Here is an 18,678-nt window from a genome sequence, read left to right as displayed (position 1 = left end):
CTTGACGGCTAGCGCCGTCGGAGACCCTTGCAATGCCTGACCAAGATGTACGCTTGCAACACCTGAAAGTTTGGCTCGATGAGCAGTTGGCAATCCTTTTCGCTGACCAGGGCTGGGGGGGCGTACCCCCGGCCACGTTGACTGCGGCCAGCAGCGACGCGAGTTTTCGCCGTTACTTCCGCTGGGAAGGCGCGGGTCGCAGTTTCGTCGTGATGGACGCACCGCCACCCCAGGAAAACTGCAAACCCTTCGTGGATATCGCCTTTTTGCTGGCGAAATCCGGTATCAACGTGCCGAAAATTTATGCGCAAGACCTCGATCGCGGATTTCTTTTGCTCAATGACCTGGGCAACAAGACCTATCTCGACGTGATCAATGGCGAAAATGCCGAACTGTTGTTCAGCGACGCCTTGCAGGCGCTGTTGGCATTTCAGCAGTTGCCGATGGTGGCACCGCTGCCCAGCTACGACGTCGCGCTGTTGCGCCGCGAGCTGGAACTGTTCCCCGAGTGGTACGTGAAGCGTGAGCTGGGCATCGAGTTCGATGCCGCCCAACAGCAGCAATGGCAACAGGTCAGCGATCTGCTGATCAATAGCGCTCTGGCCCAGCCCAAGGTGCTGGTGCACCGTGACTACATGCCGCGCAACCTGATGCTCAGCGAGCCGAACCCCGGCGTGCTGGACTTCCAGGACGCGGTATATGGTCCGGTGACCTACGACGTGACCTGCCTGTTCAAGGACGCGTTCCTCAGCTGGCCTGAAGAACGTGTGCGCGGCTGGCTGGAAAGCTACTGGCGGCAGGCGACGGCGCTGAACATTCCGGTACAGTCGGACTTCGAAGACTTCCTGCGCGCCAGCGACCTGATGGGTGTGCAACGCCATTTGAAGGTCATCGGCATTTTCGCCCGCATCTGTCACCGCGATGGCAAACCCCGCTACATCGCTGACGTGCCACGCTTCTTCTCCTATATAGATGCGGTGATCGCACGCCGTCCCGAGCTTGCAGAACTGCAGGCGCTGCTGGGCAGCCTGCGTGCCGGAGTGACTGCATGAAGGCAATGATTCTGGCGGCAGGCAAAGGCGAGCGCATGCGCCCGCTGACCCTGACCACCCCCAAGCCGCTGGTGCGCGCCGCTGGCGTGCCATTGATCGAATACCACCTGCGGGCCCTCGCGGCGGCAGGTTTCAGCGAAATCGTGATCAACCATGCCTGGCTCGGCCAGCAGATCGAAGATTACCTGGGTGACGGCTCGCAGTTCGGCCTGAGCATCCGCTACTCGCCCGAAGGCGAGCCGCTGGAAACCGGTGGCGGTATTTTCCGCGCCTTGCCGCTGCTTGGTGACGAGGCGTTCCTGGTGGTCAACGGTGACATCTGGACCGATTACGACTTCAGCATGCTGCACCAGCCGATCACCGGACTGGCGCATCTGGTGCTGGCGGACAATCCGGCGCATCACCCGACAGGCGATTTCACCCTGACCGACGGCCAGGTGCGTGATGGCCAGGCCGATGCGGCGACCCTGACCTACAGTGGCATTGCCGTACTGCATCCGCAGTTGTTCGACGGCTGCACCGACGGTGCCTTCAAGCTGGCGCCGCTGCTGCGTAAAGCCATGGCGCAGGGGCAGGTCACCGGCGAGCGGCTGAAAGGTCACTGGGTCGATGTCGGCACGCACGAGCGGCTGGCTGAAGCCGAATCCTTGATAGAAGCGAGTCGCTGATATGTTGTGGCCAGGGACTCTGATTGGAGCCGGAGCGGGTTTTGCTATCGCCAGCATTCCGGGGGCCATGCTTGGGGCTTTGTTGGGGCAGGCGCTGGATCGGCGCCTGCATCTGCAGAGCTGGGGGCATTTGCGGGAAAGACTCGGCGGTCGGCCGGTGCTGCGCAACGACGAACTCTTGTTCGTCCTGCTCGGGCGTCTGGCCAAGAGCGACGGGCGGGTCACCGATGGTCATATCCAGCAGGCGCGTCAGGAGATGCGCGCGCTGGACATGAGCGAGCCGGCACAGCGCCGCGCGATTGCCGCGTTCAATCGCGGCAAGTCCGGTGGGGATCGCCTGCGCGGTTATCTGCGTCGCCTGAGCACTCAGCCTCACGCCGCCGAAGGGGTATTGCGAGCCTGTTGGCGGATGGTCTGGGCCGATGGCCGGGCCGGTAGCAGTGAGCGCGAACTGCTGGCGCAGTGGGGCAGGTGGCTGGGCTGGACGACTCACCAGATCCAGGCGCTGGCAGCGGATTACGAACCGCACAAGCGTCCGATCGTCAGTGCGGCCGTGAGCTATCAGGATGCGATGCGACTGCTCGGGGTGTCGGCAACCAGCGAACCGGCGCAGATCAAGCGTGCCTACCGCCGTCTGCTCAGTCGCCATCATCCGGACAAGATCGCCGGCACCGGGGCGACGCCGGCTCAGGTGCTTGAAGCGACCGAAAAGACCCGCGAATTGCACAATGCCTACACCTTGATTCGCGAGCGGCGGGATTTCCGCTAGACGAAAAAAAAGATCGCAGCCCAGGCTGCGATCTTTTTGGGTGGTCGGTCAGTCCGGGATTTGCGGATTCAACCAACCGCGCACTCGACGGAACAGTTGCTCCTGCTCAGCCTTGTTGTCCGGCAAGGCCTTGAGCGCCACCTGGCTGAACGCTGTGGTCTTCAGGCGCTTGCTGGCCTGCAGGCGCTCCAGTGCGGCGTTGCGATCCTGAGGCTTGTCCATATAGAAGATGTCGGCGGTCGGCAGCTTCAGCAGCGGTGTCAGTTCCGCCAGTTCTGGCGTGGCCTTGGGCGGCATCTGCGCGGCGACCATCAGCAGTTTTTCCACTTGTGCGGTCTGTTTTTCGTTCAGGAAACGGGCCGCCCAATAGGCGCCGGTGCCGTGCCCGAGAACAACGATGCTGCGCGCGCCCTGTTGTTCGGCGTAGCCGATCGCGGCGTCGATGCGGGCGAAGATTCGCTCGGCGTCGGCCTTGGACTGTTCTTCGGCGGTCTCGGCGACGACTTTGTCGGCGACCTCCGCTTCACCGCCGGCAGCCTGTTCGATAGGTTGGGCGGTGGTGGCGTCCTTGCTGCCTGAGTCGGCGGCTTTCGCTGTAGTTGGCGCCTCGATCACGCGGGGAGCGATGGTGTCGCTTTGCAGGTCGGGCAAGGTGATACTCAGCGTGTTCCACTGCGCATCCGGCAGCTTGCGGCGTAGCGGGCCGACCACCTGGGGCCAGTCGGCGGTTTCACCGACACTGGGGAGGATGATGACCGCGCCTTTGGGCTCGGCGGTGTTGGCCGGTTTCCACAGGGCGAGGAAGGTGTCGCTGCCGGCCTGCAACTGTTGTTGTTCCTGGGCCGGGACTTTGCGTTCGAGTGCCGAGGCCTCTTCCTGACTACGCTCAAGCAGCGGCTGGCGTTCGACCGGTTTTTCTTCAGCCGGTTTTTCTGCGGAAGGGGCGGGCGCCGGATCGGCGGCTTCGACGGAAAACGCACAAGGCAGGATCAGCGACAGGCACAATGCTGGCATTGCCAGGCGAGAGACAGGGAGCATCGGTTATTCCAGGCCAGAAAGTATCCCGGCAGCCTAAAGGGTTGGTCAGAATTTGTCAGGTTATGAGATGTCAATGATGCGGTTTTGCTGCCTGTGGGTTATCGGCTGTCTGGCGTTTCCCTTGATGGGGTGGGCGGCACCTGCGCCTGCGAGTCATGTCGCGCAGTTGTCGGCGAGCGAGCGTCAATGGCTGGCGCAGCACCATGAATTGCGGGTCGGCCTGGTGTTGCAGGCACCGTACGCGCAATACGACCGGCGCCTGCAGCGCTTGTCCGGGGTCAACGTCGAGTTGATGAAATGGCTGGCCAGGGCGCTGGACATCGAGCTCAGCTGGCGCAATTTTCCAGACCTGGAGCAGCTTGAAGCCGCCGCACGTGATGGTGAGATCGATCTCGCCCCGGGTCTGACCCAGACGCCGGGTGCGCTGCGCCTTTGGCAGTTCTCCGATCCCTACATGCGCGTGCCGCAACTGGTGGTCAGCGACCAGAAGGCCAGCGGTTCGGTGGAGCTGGAAAAACTCGACACTCAGGTCCGGGTTGCGGTACGCATGCCCAGCGTTACGGCCGATTATTTGCGCGGCAACTATCCCCATCTGAATCTGCAAGGCGTGCCGCTGGAGCGTCAGGCGTTGCAGTTGTTGTTAAGTCAGCAGGCGTCTTACGCCGTGGTGGATGAAGCGCAACTGGGGCGTCTGTCGACAGAGCCGGAGTTTGCCGGGCTGGTGGTGGTCGGCGACATCGGTCTGCCGCAACTGCTGCGGGTCGCCACCCGTCGTGACTGGCCCGAGCTGGCCGGGATCGTCGAAAGTGCCTTGCGGGCGATCCCGGCGAAAGATCTGGAACGCCTGCACACCCAATGGCTGCAACCCAAATACCCACGGTTCTCGGAATCGCCCGGGTTCTGGCAGAACCTGACCCTGCTGCTGGCCCTGTTGCTGCTCAGTTGCGCGGCGATCATCGTCTGGCAGCGACGTCAGCAACACAGCCTCGAGTTACGCCTGCTGGCCGCCCGGGAAGACATCGCCCTGCGTGCCGCCAGTGAAGAGGCCTTGCGCCTGACCCAGTTTTCCATCGACCAGAGCACCGTCGGCATTCTCTGGGTCAACTGGGACAGCCACGTGCGCTACGCCAACCGAGCGGCGGAACACATGCTCGGTTATCCACAGGGCGCGCTGATCGAGCGACCGCTGATCGACTTTGAACCCGGTCTGCACATGGATCGCTGGCTCAACCTGTGGAAACGCGCCCGGGCCAGCGAAGAAGGACCCCTCAGCTTTGAAACCAGCTGTGTGCGAGCCGATGGCAGCGTGTTGCCGGCGGATGTGTCGCTGAGTTTCCTGCGCTTTCGCGACAGCGAGTATCTGGTGGTCTACCTTACCGACGTGACCGAACGCCGACGTGCCCTGGCCGCGTTGCAGGAAAGCGAGGCGCGCCTGCAAGGCATCGCCGCCAACGTGCCGGGGCTGGTGTTCCGCCTGGAGCGGGCGCCGGTGACCGGGCAGATCGACTTTGCCTACATCAGCGAGGGCAGCGAGAGTCTGGTCGGCTACGCGCCGGCCGCCATCGCCCATCGCGACATGGGCCTGCGCAGTCTGGTGCATCCGGATGACCGGGCCGCTTATCACCAGACCCAGGATCAGGCGCTGGACACCGACAGCGACTGGTCGTGGCAGGGGAGGATCCTTACGCGACAGGGCGAACAGCGCTGGGCCGAGATCAAGGCCATCACCCGGCAACTGGAGGACGGCACCTACGTCTGGGACGGCATTGTCTGGGACATCACTGAAAGCAAACGCATCGAGCTGGAGCTGGCGGCATCGCGCGAACAACTGCGCGAATTGTCGGCGCATCTGGAAAGCGTGCGCGAAGAGGAAAAGGCGCGCATCGCCCGCGAGGTTCACGATGAACTGGGGCAGATGCTGACGGTGCTGAAACTGGAGACATCGATGTGCGAACTGGCCTACGCGCAACTCGATCCGGGTCTGAACGAACGCCTGAACAGCATGAAACGCCTGATCGCCCAGTTGTTCCAGTTGGTGCGCGATGTGGCGACGGCATTGCGCCCGCCGATCCTTGATGCCGGGATTGCCTCGGCCATCGAGTGGCAGGCCCGGCGATTCGAGGCGCGCACACAGATTCCGTGTCTGGTGCAGGTGCCGGACAATCTGCCGCCGCTCAGCGACGCAAAGGCCATCGGCCTGTTCCGCATTCTGCAGGAGGCGCTGACCAACGTCATGCGCCATGCCCAGGCGCATACTGTAGAACTGACGCTGGCGCAGGAAGGCGACGAATTGTGTCTGACGGTCAGCGATGATGGCGTAGGATTTGTCGCCGCTGCCGGCAGGCCGACATCCTTTGGACTGGTGGGCATGCGCGAGCGGGTGTTGATCATGGGCGGGCAACTGTCACTCGACAGCGAGCCGGGCGAGGGCACCACGCTGAGCGTGAGGGTGCCATTGGATGAGGAGAAGTAAGTGATCCGTGTACTGGTAGCCGAAGACCACACCATCGTTCGCGAAGGCATCAAGCAATTGATCGGCCTGGCCAAGGATCTGCAAGTGGTGGGGGAGGCGAGCAACGGCGAGCAATTGCTGGAAACCCTGCGCAACGTGCCCTGCGAAGTGGTGTTGCTGGATATCTCGATGCCTGGTGTCAACGGGCTCGAAGCGATTCCTCGGATCCGCGCGCTGAACCATCCGCCGGCGATTCTGGTGCTGTCGATGCACGACGAAGCGCAGATGGCCGCCCGGGCGCTGAAGGTCGGCGCCGCCGGGTATGCGACCAAGGACAGCGATCCGGCGCTGCTGTTGACGGCAATCCGCAAGGTCGCGGCGGGCGGGCGCTACATCGATCCGGAGCTGGCCGATCGGATGGTCTTCGAAGTCGGCCTGACCGATGCGCGACCGCTGCATTCGTTGCTGTCCGAGCGCGAGTTCTCGGTGTTCGAGCGCCTGGCGCAAGGCGCCAACGTCAATGACATCGCCCAGCAACTGGCCCTGAGCAGCAAGACCATCAGCACCCACAAGGCGCGGTTGATGCAGAAACTCAACATCACTTCGCTCGCCGAGCTGGTGAAGTACGCGATGGAACACAAGCTCCTCTGAGCGACATATCCAATAGCGACAGGCACTTTTACCGGTTCTGGCGGCTTGAGCCCCGACCCTTGCGTCGGGTTTGCCAAAACGCGCCATCCTTGTAGGGCAATCCCTACCCCCGGCCTTCCATCCGGCTGAGGCGATTCTCTCCTGCGCCCCGATTTGCGTGACTGCAAGCAGCCACTAGGCTTACTCCCACAGCAGTCATCAATAACAAAGGTGTGGGTATGAGCCAGGTCGAATCAAACGCAGGGGCCAGCGATGTGCTGGTCAGCTTTCGTGGAGTGCAGAAGAGCTACGACGGCGAGAACCTGATCGTCAAAGACCTCAACCTGGACATTCGCAAGGGCGAATTCCTCACCTTGCTCGGACCGTCCGGCTCCGGCAAGACCACCAGCCTGATGATGCTCGCCGGTTTCGAGACGCCGACCGCCGGCGAAATTCTCCTTGCCGGGCGGGCGATCAACAACGTGCCGCCGCACAAGCGCGACATCGGCATGGTGTTCCAGAACTACGCGCTGTTTCCGCACATGACCGTTGCTGAAAACCTGGCGTTTCCGCTGACCGTGCGTGGCCTGAACAAGAGCGATGTCAGCGACAAGGTCAAGAAAGTCCTGAGCATGGTTCAGCTCGACGCTTTCGCATCGCGTTACCCGGCGCAACTGTCCGGCGGCCAGCAACAGCGTGTGGCTTTGGCCCGTGCGCTGGTGTTCGAGCCGCAGCTGGTGCTGATGGACGAACCCCTCGGCGCTCTCGACAAGCAACTGCGCGAACACATGCAGATGGAAATCAAACACCTGCACCAGCGTCTCGGCGTGACGGTGGTCTATGTGACCCACGACCAGGGCGAAGCCCTGACCATGTCCGACCGTGTCGCCGTGTTCCACCAGGGCGAGATCCAGCAGATCGCCCCGCCGCGCACCCTCTACGAAGAACCGAAAAACACCTTCGTCGCCAACTTCATCGGCGAGAACAACCGCCTCAACGGTCGCCTGCTCAGCCAGAACGGCGAGCGTTGCGTGGTCGAGCTGGGGCGTGGGGAAAAGGTCGAGGCGCTGGCGGTCAACATCGGCCAGACCGGCGAGCCGGTCACCCTGTCGATCCGTCCGGAGCGCGTCAGCCTCAACGGTTCGAGCGACCAATGCGTCAACCGCTTCTCCGGGCGGGTGGCCGAATTCATCTATCTGGGCGACCACGTCCGGGTGCGCCTGGAAGTCTGCGGCAAGACCGACTTCTTCGTGAAACAACCGATTGCCGAGCTCGATCCAGCGCTCGCAGTCGGCGACGTGGTTCCGCTTGGCTGGCAGGTCGAGCACGTTCGCGCGCTTGATCCTCTTCTAGAGGCGCACTAAGCGCCCCGGCAATACCAACACCAACCCTGCACGTGGAGAGAACAATAAATGTTGAGATCCCTGAAGTTCACAGCCCTGACCCTGGGCCTGATGGGTGCGGCAAGCGCAATGGCCGCTGGGCCGGATCTGACCGTGGTGTCGTTTGGCGGGGCGAACAAGGCGGCGCAAGTCAAAGCCTTCTACGCGCCTTGGGAAGCAGCGGGCAACGGCAAGATTGTCGCCGGCGAGTACAACGGTGAGATGGCCAAGGTCAAAGCCATGGTCGACACCAAAAGCGTGTCCTGGGATCTGGTAGAGGTTGAATCGCCGGAGCTGTCCCGTGGCTGCGACGAAGACATGTTCGAACAACTCGATCCTGCGCTGTTCGGCAAGACCGAAGACTACGTCAAAGGCGCGATCCAGCCGTGCGGCGTGGGTTTCTTCGTGTGGTCGACCGTGCTGGCCTACAACGCCGACAAGCTGAAAACCGCACCGACCAGCTGGGCGGATTTCTGGGACACCAAGAAATTCCCCGGCAAGCGCGGCCTGCGCAAGGGCGCCAAGTACACCCTTGAATTCGCATTGATGGCCGACGGCGTTGCGCCGAAAGACGTCTACAAGGAACTGGCCAGCAAGAACGGCCAGGACCGCGCGTTCAAGAAGCTGGATGAGCTGAAACCGAACATCCAGTGGTGGGAAGCCGGCGCTCAGCCGCCGCAGTATCTCGCTTCCGGCGACGTGGTGATGAGCTCGGCCTACAACGGTCGTATCGCTGCGGTGCAGAAAGAATCCAACCTGAAAGTGGTGTGGAACGGCGGCATCTACGACTTCGATGCATGGGCCATCCCGAAAGGCCTGGACGCCAAACGCGCGGAAGCGGCGAAGAAATTCATCGCGTTCTCGGTGCAACCGCAGCAGCAGAAGACCTACTCGGAAAACATCGCCTACGGCCCGGCCAACTCTCAGGCAGTGCCATTGCTGGACAAGGCGATCCTGAAAGACATGCCGACCACCCCGGAAAACATCGCCAACCAGGTGCAGATCGACGTCAGCTTCTGGGCTGACAACGGCGAGCAACTGGAGCAGCGCTTCAATTCCTGGGCTGCGAAGTAACCAGAGGGCTTGCCCTCCTGTGGGAGCGAGCCTGCTCGCGATTGCGGTGCGTCAGTCGGCATCAATGTTGAATCCGAAGGCGCTATCGCGAGCAGGCTCGCTCCCACATTCTCGATTGATCGAAGATTTGCGGAGTACGTCATGGCCATCGCCGTTCCCCTGAACGAGGGCAACAGCCCCACCTTGAAGCAGCGGCTCAAGCACGCCGAGCGGGTCAACCGCTGGAAGGCCCAGGCGCTGATCGCGCCGCTGGTGCTGTTTCTGTTGCTGGTGTTCCTGGTGCCGATCGTGGCGCTGCTCTATAAAAGTGTCGGCAACCCGGAAGTGGTCGGTGGCATGCCGCGCACCGTGGCGGCCATTGCCAGTTGGGATGGTCGCGGCCTGCCCGCTGAGCCGGTCTACAAGGCCGCCGGCGAAGACCTCGCCGAAGCGCGCAAAAACCAGACCCTGGGCGATCTGTCCAAGCGCCTGAACATGGAGTTGGCCGGCTATCGCAGCCTGCTGACCAAAACCGCCCGCTCGCTGCCATTCGCCAGTGAGCCGGCCTCTTATAAAGAAGCGCTGGAAGGCCTCGACGAGCGTTGGGGTGATCCGGCCTACTGGCAAGCGGTGAAGCGCAACACCAGCAGCATCACGCCGTTCTATCTGCTGGCGGCGGTGGATCATCGCATCGACGACCTCGGTGAACTGGCCCCGGCCACGCCGGATCAGGCGATCTACCTCGACATCTTCGCCCGGACTTTCTGGATGGGCCTGATCATCACCGTGATCTGCCTGGTGCTGGCGTATCCGCTGGCCTACCTGCTGGCCAACCTGCCGTCGCGTCAAAGCAACCTGCTGATGATTCTGGTGCTGCTGCCGTTCTGGACGTCGATCCTGGTGCGGGTCGCCGCGTGGATTGTGTTGCTGCAATCCGGCGGATTGATCAACAGCGCGCTGATGGCGATGGGCATCATCGATAAACCGCTGGAGCTGGTGTTCAACCGTACCGGGGTCTACATCTCGATGGTGCACATCCTGCTGCCGTTCATGATCCTGCCGATCTACAGCGTGATGAAAGGCATCTCGCCAACCTATATGCGCGCCGCGATTTCTCTGGGCTGTCATCCGTTCGCCAGTTTCTGGCGGGTGTACTTCCCGCAGACCTACGCCGGTGTCGGCGCTGGTTGTCTGTTGGTGTTCATCCTCGCCATCGGCTACTACATCACCCCGGCACTGCTGGGCAGCCCGAATGATCAGATGGTCAGCTACTTCGTCGCGTTCTACACCAACACCAGCATCAACTGGGGCATGGCCACTGCGCTCGGCGGCTTGTTGCTGCTGGCGACCGTGGTGCTTTATCTGATCTACAGCTGGCTGGTGGGCGCCAGTCGCCTGCGCCTGAGCTAAGGGGAATTTGAAATGCTGAGTCCTTATATGTCGCCCGTCGAGCGGGTGTGGTTCTACAGCTTGCGGATCCTCTGCGGCTTGATCCTGTTGTTCCTGATCCTTCCGGTGCTGGTGATCGTGCCGCTGTCGTTCAACTCCGGCAGTTTCCTGGTGTACCCGCTGCAGGGCTTTTCGCTGCACTGGTATCAGGACTTCTTCGCCTCGGCGGAATGGATGCGCTCGCTGAAGAACAGCATCATCGTCGCCCCGGCCGCGACGGTGCTGGCAATGGTGTTCGGTACGCTGGCGGCCATCGGGCTGACCCGTGGCGACTTCCCCGGCAAGCCGCTGGTGATGGCGCTGGTGATTTCGCCGATGGTGGTGCCGGTGGTGATCATCGGTGTGGCCAGTTACCTGTTCTTCGCGCCGCTGGGCCTGGGCAACAGTTTCTTCTCGCTGATCGTGGTGCACGCGGTGCTCGGTGTGCCCTTCGTGATCATCACGGTGTCGGCGACGTTGCAGGGGTTCAACCATAACCTGGTGCGGGCGGCGGCCAGTCTTGGGGCTTCACCGCTGGTGACGTTCCGCCGGGTGACCTTGCCGCTGATTGCGCCGGGGGTGATTTCCGGGGCGTTGTTTGCCTTTGCGACCTCGTTCGATGAAGTGGTGGTGACGCTGTTTCTTGCAGGTCCCGAGCAGGCGACCTTGCCACGGCAGATGTTCAGCGGGATTCGCGAGAACCTGAGCCCGACGATAGCGGCGGCTGCGACGTTGTTGATTGCCTTCTCGGTGATTCTGTTGCTGACGCTGGAGTGGTTGCGTGGGCGGAGTGAGAAGCTGCGTACTGCTCAAGTCTGACGACTGCAAGTTCCGGGTTGTCTGCCATTCATGCGCTGAATGACAGACAACCCGAATTCCCCAGCTACGCTTGTGCTCAGCTCCCACATCTATAAGAGGCTGCGCACGATGAGTCTTTCCTCGTTCAAGATCGCTCACAAACTGATCACCGGCGCCGGGGCCATCGAGCAACTGGCGACCGAGCTCACGCGGCTGGATATCGACAACCCGTTGATCGTCACCGACGCCGCGCTGGTCAAGTCCGGTACGGTGGAGCTGGCGCTGGCGCAAATCGGTGAGCGCGAGTATGAGATTTTCGACCGGGTATTGCCGGATCCGGAAATCGCCATCGTCGAGGATTGCATGCGCGTCTACCGAGAGGGCGGGCATGACGGGTTGATCGGCCTCGGCGGCGGCAGTGCCATCGACATCGCCAAGAGTGTCGCGGCGTACGCCGGTTATCACGGCGCGCTGGAAGATCTGTTCGGCGTCGATCAGGTGCCGCGCAAAGGCCCGCCGCTGATCGCCATCCCGACCACCGCCGGCACGGGGTCTGAAGTGACCAACGTCGCCATTCTTTCGGACAAGGTCGCGCAACTGAAGAAAGGCATCGTCAGTGACTACCTGTTGCCGGACGTGGCGCTGGTCAGTCCGCAAATGACCCTGACTTGTCCGCGCAGCGTGACGGCCGCCAGTGGCGTCGATGCGCTGGTACATGCCATCGAATCCTACCTCTCGCTGAATGCCTCGCCGATCACCGATTCGCTGGCCATCGGCGCAATCAAGTTGATTGCCCGATCCTTGCCCAAGGCCTACGCCAATCCCTCCAACCTGCAGGCCCGGGAAGACATGGCCACCGCCAGCCTGATGGCCGGCATGGCGTTCGGCAATGCCGGGGTCGGCGCGGTGCATGCGCTGGCGTATCCACTGGGCGGACGTTTCAACATTGCCCACGGCGTCAGCAATGCGCTGTTGCTGCCGTATGTTATGAGCTGGAACAAGATGGCCTGCGTCGAGCGGATGCAGGATATCGCCGAAGCCATGGGGGTGAAGACCGCTCATCTGAGTCTCAATGAAGCGGCGGACAGTGCCGTCACGGCGATGACCGAACTGTGTGCAGCGGTGGAAATCCCGCAGGGCCTGCGCAGTTTCGGCGTGCCCGAAGAGGCGATTCCGGCCATGGCCGTGGAGGCCGCCGGGATCGAGCGGCTGATGCGCAACAACCCGCGCAAGCTCAGCGCTGGCGACATCGAGAAGATCTACCGGGCGGCGTACTGAGAACCCGCCAGTCATCGGTCATGGCACAACCCAATCATCGCGGTCACGGTGCGCGCGCGGAAACTTGAGGTATACAATGCGCGCCATCGTGATTTAGCTCAGAAAAGGTGCGTCATGCAGCCCTTCGTTATTGCTCCGTCGATTCTCTCCGCCGACTTCGCCCGCCTGGGCGAGGAAGTGGACAACGTTCTGGCCGCCGGTGCCGACTTCGTCCACTTCGATGTCATGGACAACCACTACGTGCCGAACCTGACCATCGGCCCGATGGTCTGCGCCGCGCTGCGCAAGTACGGCATCACCGCGCCGATCGACGCGCACCTGATGGTCAGCCCGGTGGATCGCATCGTCGGCGACTTCATCGAGGCCGGCGCCACCTACATCACCTTCCACCCGGAAGCCACGCTGCACGTCGATCGTTCGCTGCAACTGATCCGTGAAGGCGGCTGCAAGTCCGGCCTGGTGTTCAACCCGGCGACCCCGCTGGACGTGCTCAAGTACGTGATCGACAAGGTCGACATGGTCTTGCTGATGAGTGTCAACCCGGGCTTCGGCGGGCAGAAATTCATCCCCGGCACCCTCGACAAGCTGCGTGAAGCGCGGGCGATCATCGATGCCTCGGGCCGTGACATCCGCCTGGAAATCGACGGCGGCGTCAACGTCAACAACATCCGTGAAATCGCCGCTGCCGGCGCCGACACCTTCGTGGCCGGCTCGGCGATCTTCAATGCGCCGAACTATCAGGAAGTCATCGACAAGATGCGTTCCGAACTGGCGCTGGCCCGCCCATGAGCGGATTTGAGCAGCTGTTCCCGGGGCAACTGCCGCGGTTGGTGATGTTCGATCTGGATGGCACGCTGATCGATTCGGTCCCCGATCTGGCGGCGGCGGTGGATAACATGCTGCTCACCCTCGGGCGCAAGCCTGCCGGTATCGAGTCGGTACGCGAGTGGGTCGGCAACGGCGCGCCGGTGCTGGTGCGCCGGGCGCTGGCGGGCGGCATCGACCATGCCAGCGTGGATGACGTCGAAGCCGAGCATGCGCTGGAGGTGTTCATGGAGGCCTACGGCGCCAGCCATGAGCTGACCGTGGTCTATCCCGGCGTGCGCGACACCCTGAAATGGCTGCACAAGCAGGGTGTGGCCATGGCGCTGATCACCAACAAGCCGGAGCGCTTCGTCGCGCCGCTGCTGGATCAGATGAAAATCGGCCGCTACTTCAAGTGGATCATTGGCGGCGACACCTTGCCGCAGAAGAAACCTGACCCGGCGGCGCTGTTCTTCGTCATGAAGATGTCCGGCATTCCTGCCTCGCAATCACTGTTCGTCGGCGATTCGCGCAGCGATGTGCTGGCGGCGAAAGCGGCGGGGGTCAAATGCGTTGGGCTCAGTTATGGCTACAACCATGGCCGGCCGATTGCCGAGGAATCCCCGGCGCTGGTGATCGACGATCTGCGCAAGCTAATTCCCGGTTGCCTGGATACGGCCGCTGAGATAACGTTGCCCGACGCTTCTCAACCCCCTTCTGGAAACGCCATCGTGGTGGTCACCCGCAAACTCTGGATGAAAGTCATCAAGGCCCTGGCCCGCTGGCGTTGGCGCGCCTGACTTGTTCCTGGCCGGCCTGCCGGCGCGTTTGCACACCTGACTGATTTGCCCCTCACACCACGAGGCACCCTATGATCCGCGAAGAATTCCTGCGTCTGGCCGCTGACGGCTACAACCGCATCCCGCTGGCCTGCGAAACCCTGGCCGACTTTGACACCCCGCTGTCGATCTACCTGAAACTGGCCGACCAGCCCAACTCCTACCTGCTCGAATCGGTGCAGGGTGGCGAGAAATGGGGCCGTTACTCGATCATCGGCCTGCCGTGCCGCACCGTACTGCGGGTTCATGACCATCACGTCAGCATCACCGTCGATGGCGTCGAGACCGAAAGCCACGACGTTGAAGACCCGCTGGCCTTTGTCGAAACCTTCAAGGCCCGCTACAACGTGCCGACGATTGCCGGTCTGCCGCGCTTCAATGGCGGCCTGGTGGGTTACTTCGGCTACGACTGCGTGCGTTATGTAGAGAAACGCCTGGGCAAATGCCCGAACCCGGATCCGCTGGGTGTGCCGGACATTTTGCTGATGGTCTCCGATGCGGTGGTGGTGTTCGATAACCTCGCCGGCAAGATGCACGCGATCGTGCTGGCCGACCCGGCGCAGCCCGATGCCTACGAGCAGGGCCAGGCGCAATTGCAGCAACTGCTGGAAAAACTGCGTCAGCCGATCACCCCGCGCCGTGGCCTGGACTTCAGCAAGCAGCAGGCGGCCGAGCCGGTGTTCCGCTCCAGTTTTACCCAGGACGACTACGAAAAAGCCGTCGACACCATCAAGGAATACATCCTTGCCGGTGACTGCATGCAGGTCGTGCCGTCCCAGCGTATGTCGATCGACTTCAAGGCGGCGCCGATCGATCTGTACCGCGCGCTGCGTTGCTTCAACCCGACGCCGTACATGTACTTCTTCAACTTCGGCGATTTCCACGTCGTCGGCAGTTCGCCGGAAGTGCTGGTGCGGGTAGAGGACAATCTGATCACCGTGCGCCCGATTGCCGGCACCCGCCCTCGTGGGGCTACCGAAGAAGCAGATGTGGCGCTGGAAGAAGACCTGCTGTCCGACGACAAGGAGATCGCCGAGCACTTGATGCTGATCGACCTCGGTCGCAACGACACCGGTCGTGTTTCGGAAATCGGTTCGGTGAAACTCACCGAGAAGATGGTCATCGAGCGTTATTCCAACGTGATGCACATCGTGTCCAACGTCACCGGCCAGTTGAAGGCCGGGCTGACGGCGATGGACGCGCTGCGGGCGATCCTGCCGGCCGGTACCTTGTCCGGCGCACCAAAGATCCGTGCGATGGAAATCATCGACGAGCTGGAACCGGTCAAGCGTGGCGTTTATGGCGGTGCGGTCGGTTACTTCGCCTGGAACGGCAACATGGATACGGCCATTGCGATCCGCACCGCGGTGATCAAGAACGGCGAGCTGCACGTGCAGGCCGGTGGCGGCATCGTTGCCGACTCGGTGCCGGCGCTGGAATGGGAAGAAACCATCAACAAGCGTCGTGCGATGTTCCGCGCTGTTGCACTGGCCGAGCAAACCCCGGACTGAGTGACGGGGGACTCAGCCACAAAAAAGCGCGGCGCCTGTGAGGGCGCCGCGTTTTTTATTGCCTTCTGATCAGAAGTCCAGACTTACGCCAACATTGACCCCTTGCTGGGAAAAGTCGTCATCCTTGCGAATGCTGTAGCTGGCGCGCAGGGCCACCTCCTTGGTGAGGTTGTGGCTGACGCCCAGGTTCAGGCGGTTGAGGTTGGTTTGCGGTGTGTAGCCTTCCAGGGTGTAGCGATTGTTCGGCAGGCTGTTGAGGTTCATCGTCAGATCCTGCGCGTCGTCGTTGTATTCGCGCTCGTGGGCGAATTCGCCGAAGACCTGGGTCTGTGCGGTGATCTGGTATTTGCCCTGGATGCCGAGGCCGAGACGACGGGAGTTGCGCGACTGGTCATCGAAGGTCAGCGCAGTAGAGTCCGCGCCTTTTTCCGAGTAACCATCGACTTCCACCTTGCCGAAATCGGCGCTGACGAAGGGCGACAAGTGCCACGGACTGCTGGCCTCTGGCGCGATGTCGTAGCCGACGCGGCCACCGATGGCCAGCACATAGCCGTCGGTATCGCCTTTCTCGCCACGTTCGTTGACCCCCAGCTGGAACTTGCGCTTCAGGCTGTCGTAGTCCAGATGTCCGGCGGTAACGGCCAGGTCACCCCACCAGCGGTTCTGCTGGTACTGGGCGAACGCGGTGCCCATGTAGGAGTTGAGTTTGTACTCGGAGTCGTTGTCGCCGGCTTCGATTTTCTGATGGTAGAGACCGGCTGCCACACCGACGCGCCAGGCATCGTCGAGGCGGTAGCTGCCGCCGATGTTCAGGTTATATCCGTTGCCGTCGGCGCTTGCCGCGGCGTGCTGGTCATCGAAATCCTGATGCTGACCACCGCCGGAGACAATCGCCCGCCATTGGCCAACACCTTGCCAGTTCTCCCAGTCGGCCAGCCATTGATTGCGCAGTTCATCCTGATGCGCACGTAACGTGCCCTGGGCCATTTCCGGCAGCAGGGTCAGTTCCCATGGGGCGGCCAGCAGCGAGTAGGCATAATCGGCAATCAGACGTTGCCCGGCTTCGGTCGGGTGCACGGCGTCGTTGTAGATCAGTTTGGTCGGATCCGGTGTGGCGCTGTTGATCCCGTAACGGGCGTTCTCGGTGCAGCCGCTGCCGCTGAAGCAGGTGCCGACCAGATTCTGGTCGGTTGCCAGACCGAACTGTGCCGGATTGGCGAACGCCTCTTTTAGCAATACCGGAACGTTCAGCGGGATGACGTTGGCGTTGACGCTCTGCAACTGGCTGACCAGTTCGGTGTTGAACTGGGCGCTGAGTTGCGAGGTGAAGGCTTGCAGCGGCGAGCCGTTGATGGCTGGCGTCAGGCCGATGTCCGGCAGCAGCCAGACCATGATGTAGCGGGCACCGGCGCCTTGCAGTGTGCGTACGCTGTCGACCAGGCGGTCGGCGGCGGCGTTGGCCTGAGGCAGGCTGGTGACGCGGCCCTGGAGGAAGTCGTTGCCGCCCCCGCTGAGGTAATACAGGGCATTGGGGTCGGCACGGAAACCGTTCGACGGCAGATAACCGGCGCGGGTGCGTTCCCCGGTGGCGGACTGGCTGGTGATCGAGTCGAGAATCTGGTCGGTGCGGTAACCGCCCACGGCCCAGTTGTTACCGTCCGGCTGGCCTTGGCCGGCACGTACTGCTGAGGACGAGGAGGCGGTCTGATCCGGTGTGAAACCGAGGCGGCCTCCAAGCAGTTGCGTCGAGTTCAACGAGCGCAGTTCACCGCTGCCGTCCAGATAGACCGGGCCGGTGCGGTTGGTGTAGCGCTGGGTGGCGCCGGCCGGGCCGCCGCTGTCGGTGAAAGTCCCCGCATCGCTCAGGCTGTCGCCGAAGACCACGAAATTCGAATAAGGATTGGGTGCGGCGTTCGCCTGGGCGCAGGCCATCGCGAGCAGGCATCCGGCGAGCGGTACAAACAACGTCTGTTTGATCATGAGCAAGTCCGTTTATTTATTGTTGTATGGAACGAAACGACAGTACCAAAAACTTCCGGCGTTTTGCCATCGGTCGTCAACCCTCCCATAGTTTTCCCCCCTTCAGGCCCGGCCATATTGCACGCTCTGCCCAGCTAAGTTACTGTGCCGAGACGTATGAATGAGACCTTCCCCGTGTTGATCACCAGCAAACTTCTGGATCAAGTCATCAAGGCCCACGCCCGCTGGCGTTGGCGCGCCTGAATCTTTTCTGCCGGCCCCGCCGGATCTGTATCGCTTTGCCTTCCTTGCCCGTTTGAAATGCCGCCTTGCCGTCGCCACTTGCGCGGCCGACATCGCGCAGCGTCCCGGCAAGTCTTCCGAAGGCTGTTTCAAGTCAGAATTCAAGAGGTTCGAAACGCCATGTTGCTGATGATCGACAACTACGACTCCTTTACCTACAACGTTGTGCAATACCTCGGCGAGCTGGGTGCCGAGGTCAAGGTTGTGCGCAACGACGAGCTGACCATCGCCGAAATCGAAGCGCTCAATCCTGAGCGCATCGTGGTGTCCCCCGGTCCGTGCACACCGACCGAAGCCGGTATCTCCATCGAAGCCATCAAGCATTTTGCCGGCAAACTGCCGATCCTCGGCGTCTGTCTCGGTCACCAGTCCATCGGCCAGGCTTTTGGCGGCGACGTGGTGCGTGCCCGCCAGGTGATGCACGGTAAGACTAGCCCGGTATTCCACGAGGACAAGGGTGTTTTTGCCGGCTTGAACCATCCGCTGACCGTCACTCGTTACCACTCGTTGATCGTCAAGCACGATACTTTGCCCGATTGCCTGGAGCTGACCGCGTGGACGCAACACGATGACGGCTCGGTCGACGAAATCATGGGCCTGCGTCACAAGACCCTGAACATCGAGGGCGTACAGTTCCACCCGGAATCGATTCTCACCGAGCAGGGCCATGAACTGTTCGCCAACTTCCTCAAACAAACCGGCGGCACGCGCTAA

The 18,678-nt window shown here is 62.1% G+C and carries 16 protein-coding genes; 14 read left to right on the top strand and 2 right to left on the bottom strand.

Translation table 11 applies throughout. The features are described 5' to 3' along the window. Positions 1 to 32 precede the first annotated feature (32 nt). The 3 genes from J5M72_RS00160 to J5M72_RS00150 are packed head-to-tail and all read left to right on the top strand — an operon-like array spanning position 33 to position 2,489. Positions 33 to 1,052: a phosphotransferase gene (locus J5M72_RS00160; RefSeq protein ID WP_207863699.1), complete on the top strand. Its 1,020-nt coding sequence runs from the start codon at positions 33 to 35 to the stop codon at positions 1,050 to 1,052. Then, positions 1,049 to 1,720, top strand: a complete 672-nt coding sequence (gene murU / locus J5M72_RS00155) for an N-acetylmuramate alpha-1-phosphate uridylyltransferase MurU (RefSeq protein ID WP_169432156.1) — start codon at positions 1,049 to 1,051, stop codon at positions 1,718 to 1,720. The genes J5M72_RS00160 and murU overlap by 4 nt, the downstream gene beginning before the upstream one ends. A gap of 1 nt (position 1,721) precedes the next feature. Continuing rightward, the gene (locus J5M72_RS00150) at positions 1,722 to 2,489 is read left to right on the top strand and encodes a TerB family tellurite resistance protein (RefSeq protein WP_207863698.1); all 768 of its coding nucleotides are present in this window, start codon (positions 1,722 to 1,724) and stop codon (positions 2,487 to 2,489) included. Between the two features lie 48 nt (positions 2,490 to 2,537). Here the strand turns inward: J5M72_RS00150 and J5M72_RS00145 are convergent, their stop codons facing one another. After that, positions 2,538 to 3,527 (bottom strand): alpha/beta hydrolase family protein, encoded by a 990-nt coding sequence (locus J5M72_RS00145; RefSeq protein WP_207863697.1) that lies wholly within the window; start codon positions 3,525 to 3,527, stop codon positions 2,538 to 2,540. Between the two features lie 73 nt (positions 3,528 to 3,600). Here J5M72_RS00145 and J5M72_RS00140 point away from each other — a divergent pair, with 73 nt between their 5' ends. The 10 genes from J5M72_RS00140 (at position 3,601) to trpE (ending at position 15,702) form a co-directional block, all read left to right on the top strand. Then, positions 3,601 to 6,000, top strand: a complete 2,400-nt coding sequence (locus J5M72_RS00140) for a sensor histidine kinase (protein WP_169432153.1) — start codon at positions 3,601 to 3,603, stop codon at positions 5,998 to 6,000. Further along, complete coding sequence (locus J5M72_RS00135) at positions 6,001 to 6,630, top strand: response regulator transcription factor (protein WP_007959929.1); 630 nt, start codon at positions 6,001 to 6,003, stop codon at positions 6,628 to 6,630. Positions 6,631 to 6,848: 218 nt separating this feature from the next. Next, the gene (locus J5M72_RS00130) at positions 6,849 to 7,973 is read left to right on the top strand and encodes an ABC transporter ATP-binding protein (protein WP_007959931.1); all 1,125 of its coding nucleotides are present in this window, start codon (positions 6,849 to 6,851) and stop codon (positions 7,971 to 7,973) included. 48 nt (positions 7,974 to 8,021) lie between these two features. Continuing rightward, positions 8,022 to 9,065 carry an ABC transporter substrate-binding protein gene (locus J5M72_RS00125; RefSeq protein ID WP_207863696.1) on the top strand — a complete coding sequence of 348 codons (1,044 nt, stop codon included), beginning with the start codon at positions 8,022 to 8,024 and terminating at the stop codon, positions 9,063 to 9,065. Positions 9,066 to 9,206: 141 nt separating this feature from the next. Then, a complete protein-coding gene (locus J5M72_RS00120; protein WP_085709229.1) occupies positions 9,207 to 10,454 on the top strand; it encodes an ABC transporter permease in 1,248 nt (415 codons plus the stop codon). Positions 10,455 to 10,466: 12 nt separating this feature from the next. Then, positions 10,467 to 11,291, top strand: coding sequence for an ABC transporter permease (locus tag J5M72_RS00115; RefSeq protein ID WP_085688449.1), 825 nt, complete (start codon positions 10,467 to 10,469; stop codon positions 11,289 to 11,291). A 108-nt stretch (positions 11,292 to 11,399) separates the two neighbouring features. Continuing rightward, the gene (locus J5M72_RS00110) at positions 11,400 to 12,548 is read left to right on the top strand and encodes an iron-containing alcohol dehydrogenase (protein WP_207863695.1); all 1,149 of its coding nucleotides are present in this window, start codon (positions 11,400 to 11,402) and stop codon (positions 12,546 to 12,548) included. Between the two features lie 114 nt (positions 12,549 to 12,662). Continuing rightward, positions 12,663 to 13,337, top strand: coding sequence for a ribulose-phosphate 3-epimerase (gene rpe / locus J5M72_RS00105; RefSeq protein WP_003228808.1), 675 nt, complete (start codon positions 12,663 to 12,665; stop codon positions 13,335 to 13,337). Then, positions 13,334 to 14,152: a phosphoglycolate phosphatase gene (locus tag J5M72_RS00100; RefSeq protein WP_169432151.1), complete on the top strand. Its 819-nt coding sequence runs from the start codon at positions 13,334 to 13,336 to the stop codon at positions 14,150 to 14,152. Before rpe ends, J5M72_RS00100 begins: the two co-directional genes overlap by 4 nt. A 71-nt stretch (positions 14,153 to 14,223) precedes the next feature. After that, the gene (gene trpE / locus J5M72_RS00095) at positions 14,224 to 15,702 is read left to right on the top strand and encodes an anthranilate synthase component I (protein WP_169432150.1); all 1,479 of its coding nucleotides are present in this window, start codon (positions 14,224 to 14,226) and stop codon (positions 15,700 to 15,702) included. Positions 15,703 to 15,771: 69 nt separating this feature from the next. Here trpE and estP read toward each other — a convergent pair whose 3' ends face one another. Then, entirely contained in the window at positions 15,772 to 17,682 is a 1,911-nt protein-coding gene (gene estP / locus J5M72_RS00090) for an esterase EstP (RefSeq protein WP_207863694.1), read from the bottom strand. 402 nt (positions 17,683 to 18,084) lie between these two features. Between estP and J5M72_RS00085 the strand changes: the two genes are divergently transcribed. Continuing rightward, positions 18,085 to 18,678 carry an aminodeoxychorismate/anthranilate synthase component II gene (locus J5M72_RS00085; protein WP_025113531.1) on the top strand — a complete coding sequence of 198 codons (594 nt, stop codon included), beginning with the start codon at positions 18,085 to 18,087 and terminating at the stop codon, positions 18,676 to 18,678.

The sequence above is a fragment of the Pseudomonas sp. 58(2021) genome (assembly GCF_017491585.1).
Taxonomy (GTDB): domain Bacteria; phylum Pseudomonadota; class Gammaproteobacteria; order Pseudomonadales; family Pseudomonadaceae; genus Aquipseudomonas; species Aquipseudomonas fluorescens_BT.
This window is presented reverse-complemented; position numbering and strand designations above follow the sequence as displayed.

Bases quoted from the DNA above. Each gene is read 5' to 3' on its own strand.
- J5M72_RS00140 (WP_169432153.1), top strand. From the start codon at position 3,601: ATGATGCGGTTTTGCTGCCTGTGGGTTATCGGCTGTCTGGCGTTTCCC.
- estP (WP_207863694.1), bottom strand. From the start codon at position 17,682: ATGATCAAACAGACGTTGTTTGTACCGCTCGCCGGATGCCTGCTCGCG.
- J5M72_RS00085 (WP_025113531.1), top strand. From the start codon at position 18,085: ATGTTGCTGATGATCGACAACTACGACTCCTTTACCTACAACGTTGTG.
- J5M72_RS00145 (WP_207863697.1), bottom strand. From the start codon at position 3,527: ATGCTCCCTGTCTCTCGCCTGGCAATGCCAGCATTGTGCCTGTCGCTG.
- J5M72_RS00100 (WP_169432151.1), top strand. From the start codon at position 13,334: ATGAGCGGATTTGAGCAGCTGTTCCCGGGGCAACTGCCGCGGTTGGTG.
- trpE (WP_169432150.1), top strand. From the start codon at position 14,224: ATGATCCGCGAAGAATTCCTGCGTCTGGCCGCTGACGGCTACAACCGC.
- J5M72_RS00110 (WP_207863695.1), top strand. From the start codon at position 11,400: ATGAGTCTTTCCTCGTTCAAGATCGCTCACAAACTGATCACCGGCGCC.
- J5M72_RS00160 (WP_207863699.1), top strand. From the start codon at position 33: ATGCCTGACCAAGATGTACGCTTGCAACACCTGAAAGTTTGGCTCGAT.
- J5M72_RS00150 (WP_207863698.1), top strand. From the start codon at position 1,722: ATGTTGTGGCCAGGGACTCTGATTGGAGCCGGAGCGGGTTTTGCTATC.
- J5M72_RS00130 (WP_007959931.1), top strand. From the start codon at position 6,849: ATGAGCCAGGTCGAATCAAACGCAGGGGCCAGCGATGTGCTGGTCAGC.
- J5M72_RS00125 (WP_207863696.1), top strand. From the start codon at position 8,022: ATGTTGAGATCCCTGAAGTTCACAGCCCTGACCCTGGGCCTGATGGGT.
- murU (WP_169432156.1), top strand. From the start codon at position 1,049: ATGAAGGCAATGATTCTGGCGGCAGGCAAAGGCGAGCGCATGCGCCCG.
- J5M72_RS00115 (WP_085688449.1), top strand. From the start codon at position 10,467: ATGCTGAGTCCTTATATGTCGCCCGTCGAGCGGGTGTGGTTCTACAGC.
- J5M72_RS00120 (WP_085709229.1), top strand. From the start codon at position 9,207: ATGGCCATCGCCGTTCCCCTGAACGAGGGCAACAGCCCCACCTTGAAG.
- rpe (WP_003228808.1), top strand. From the start codon at position 12,663: ATGCAGCCCTTCGTTATTGCTCCGTCGATTCTCTCCGCCGACTTCGCC.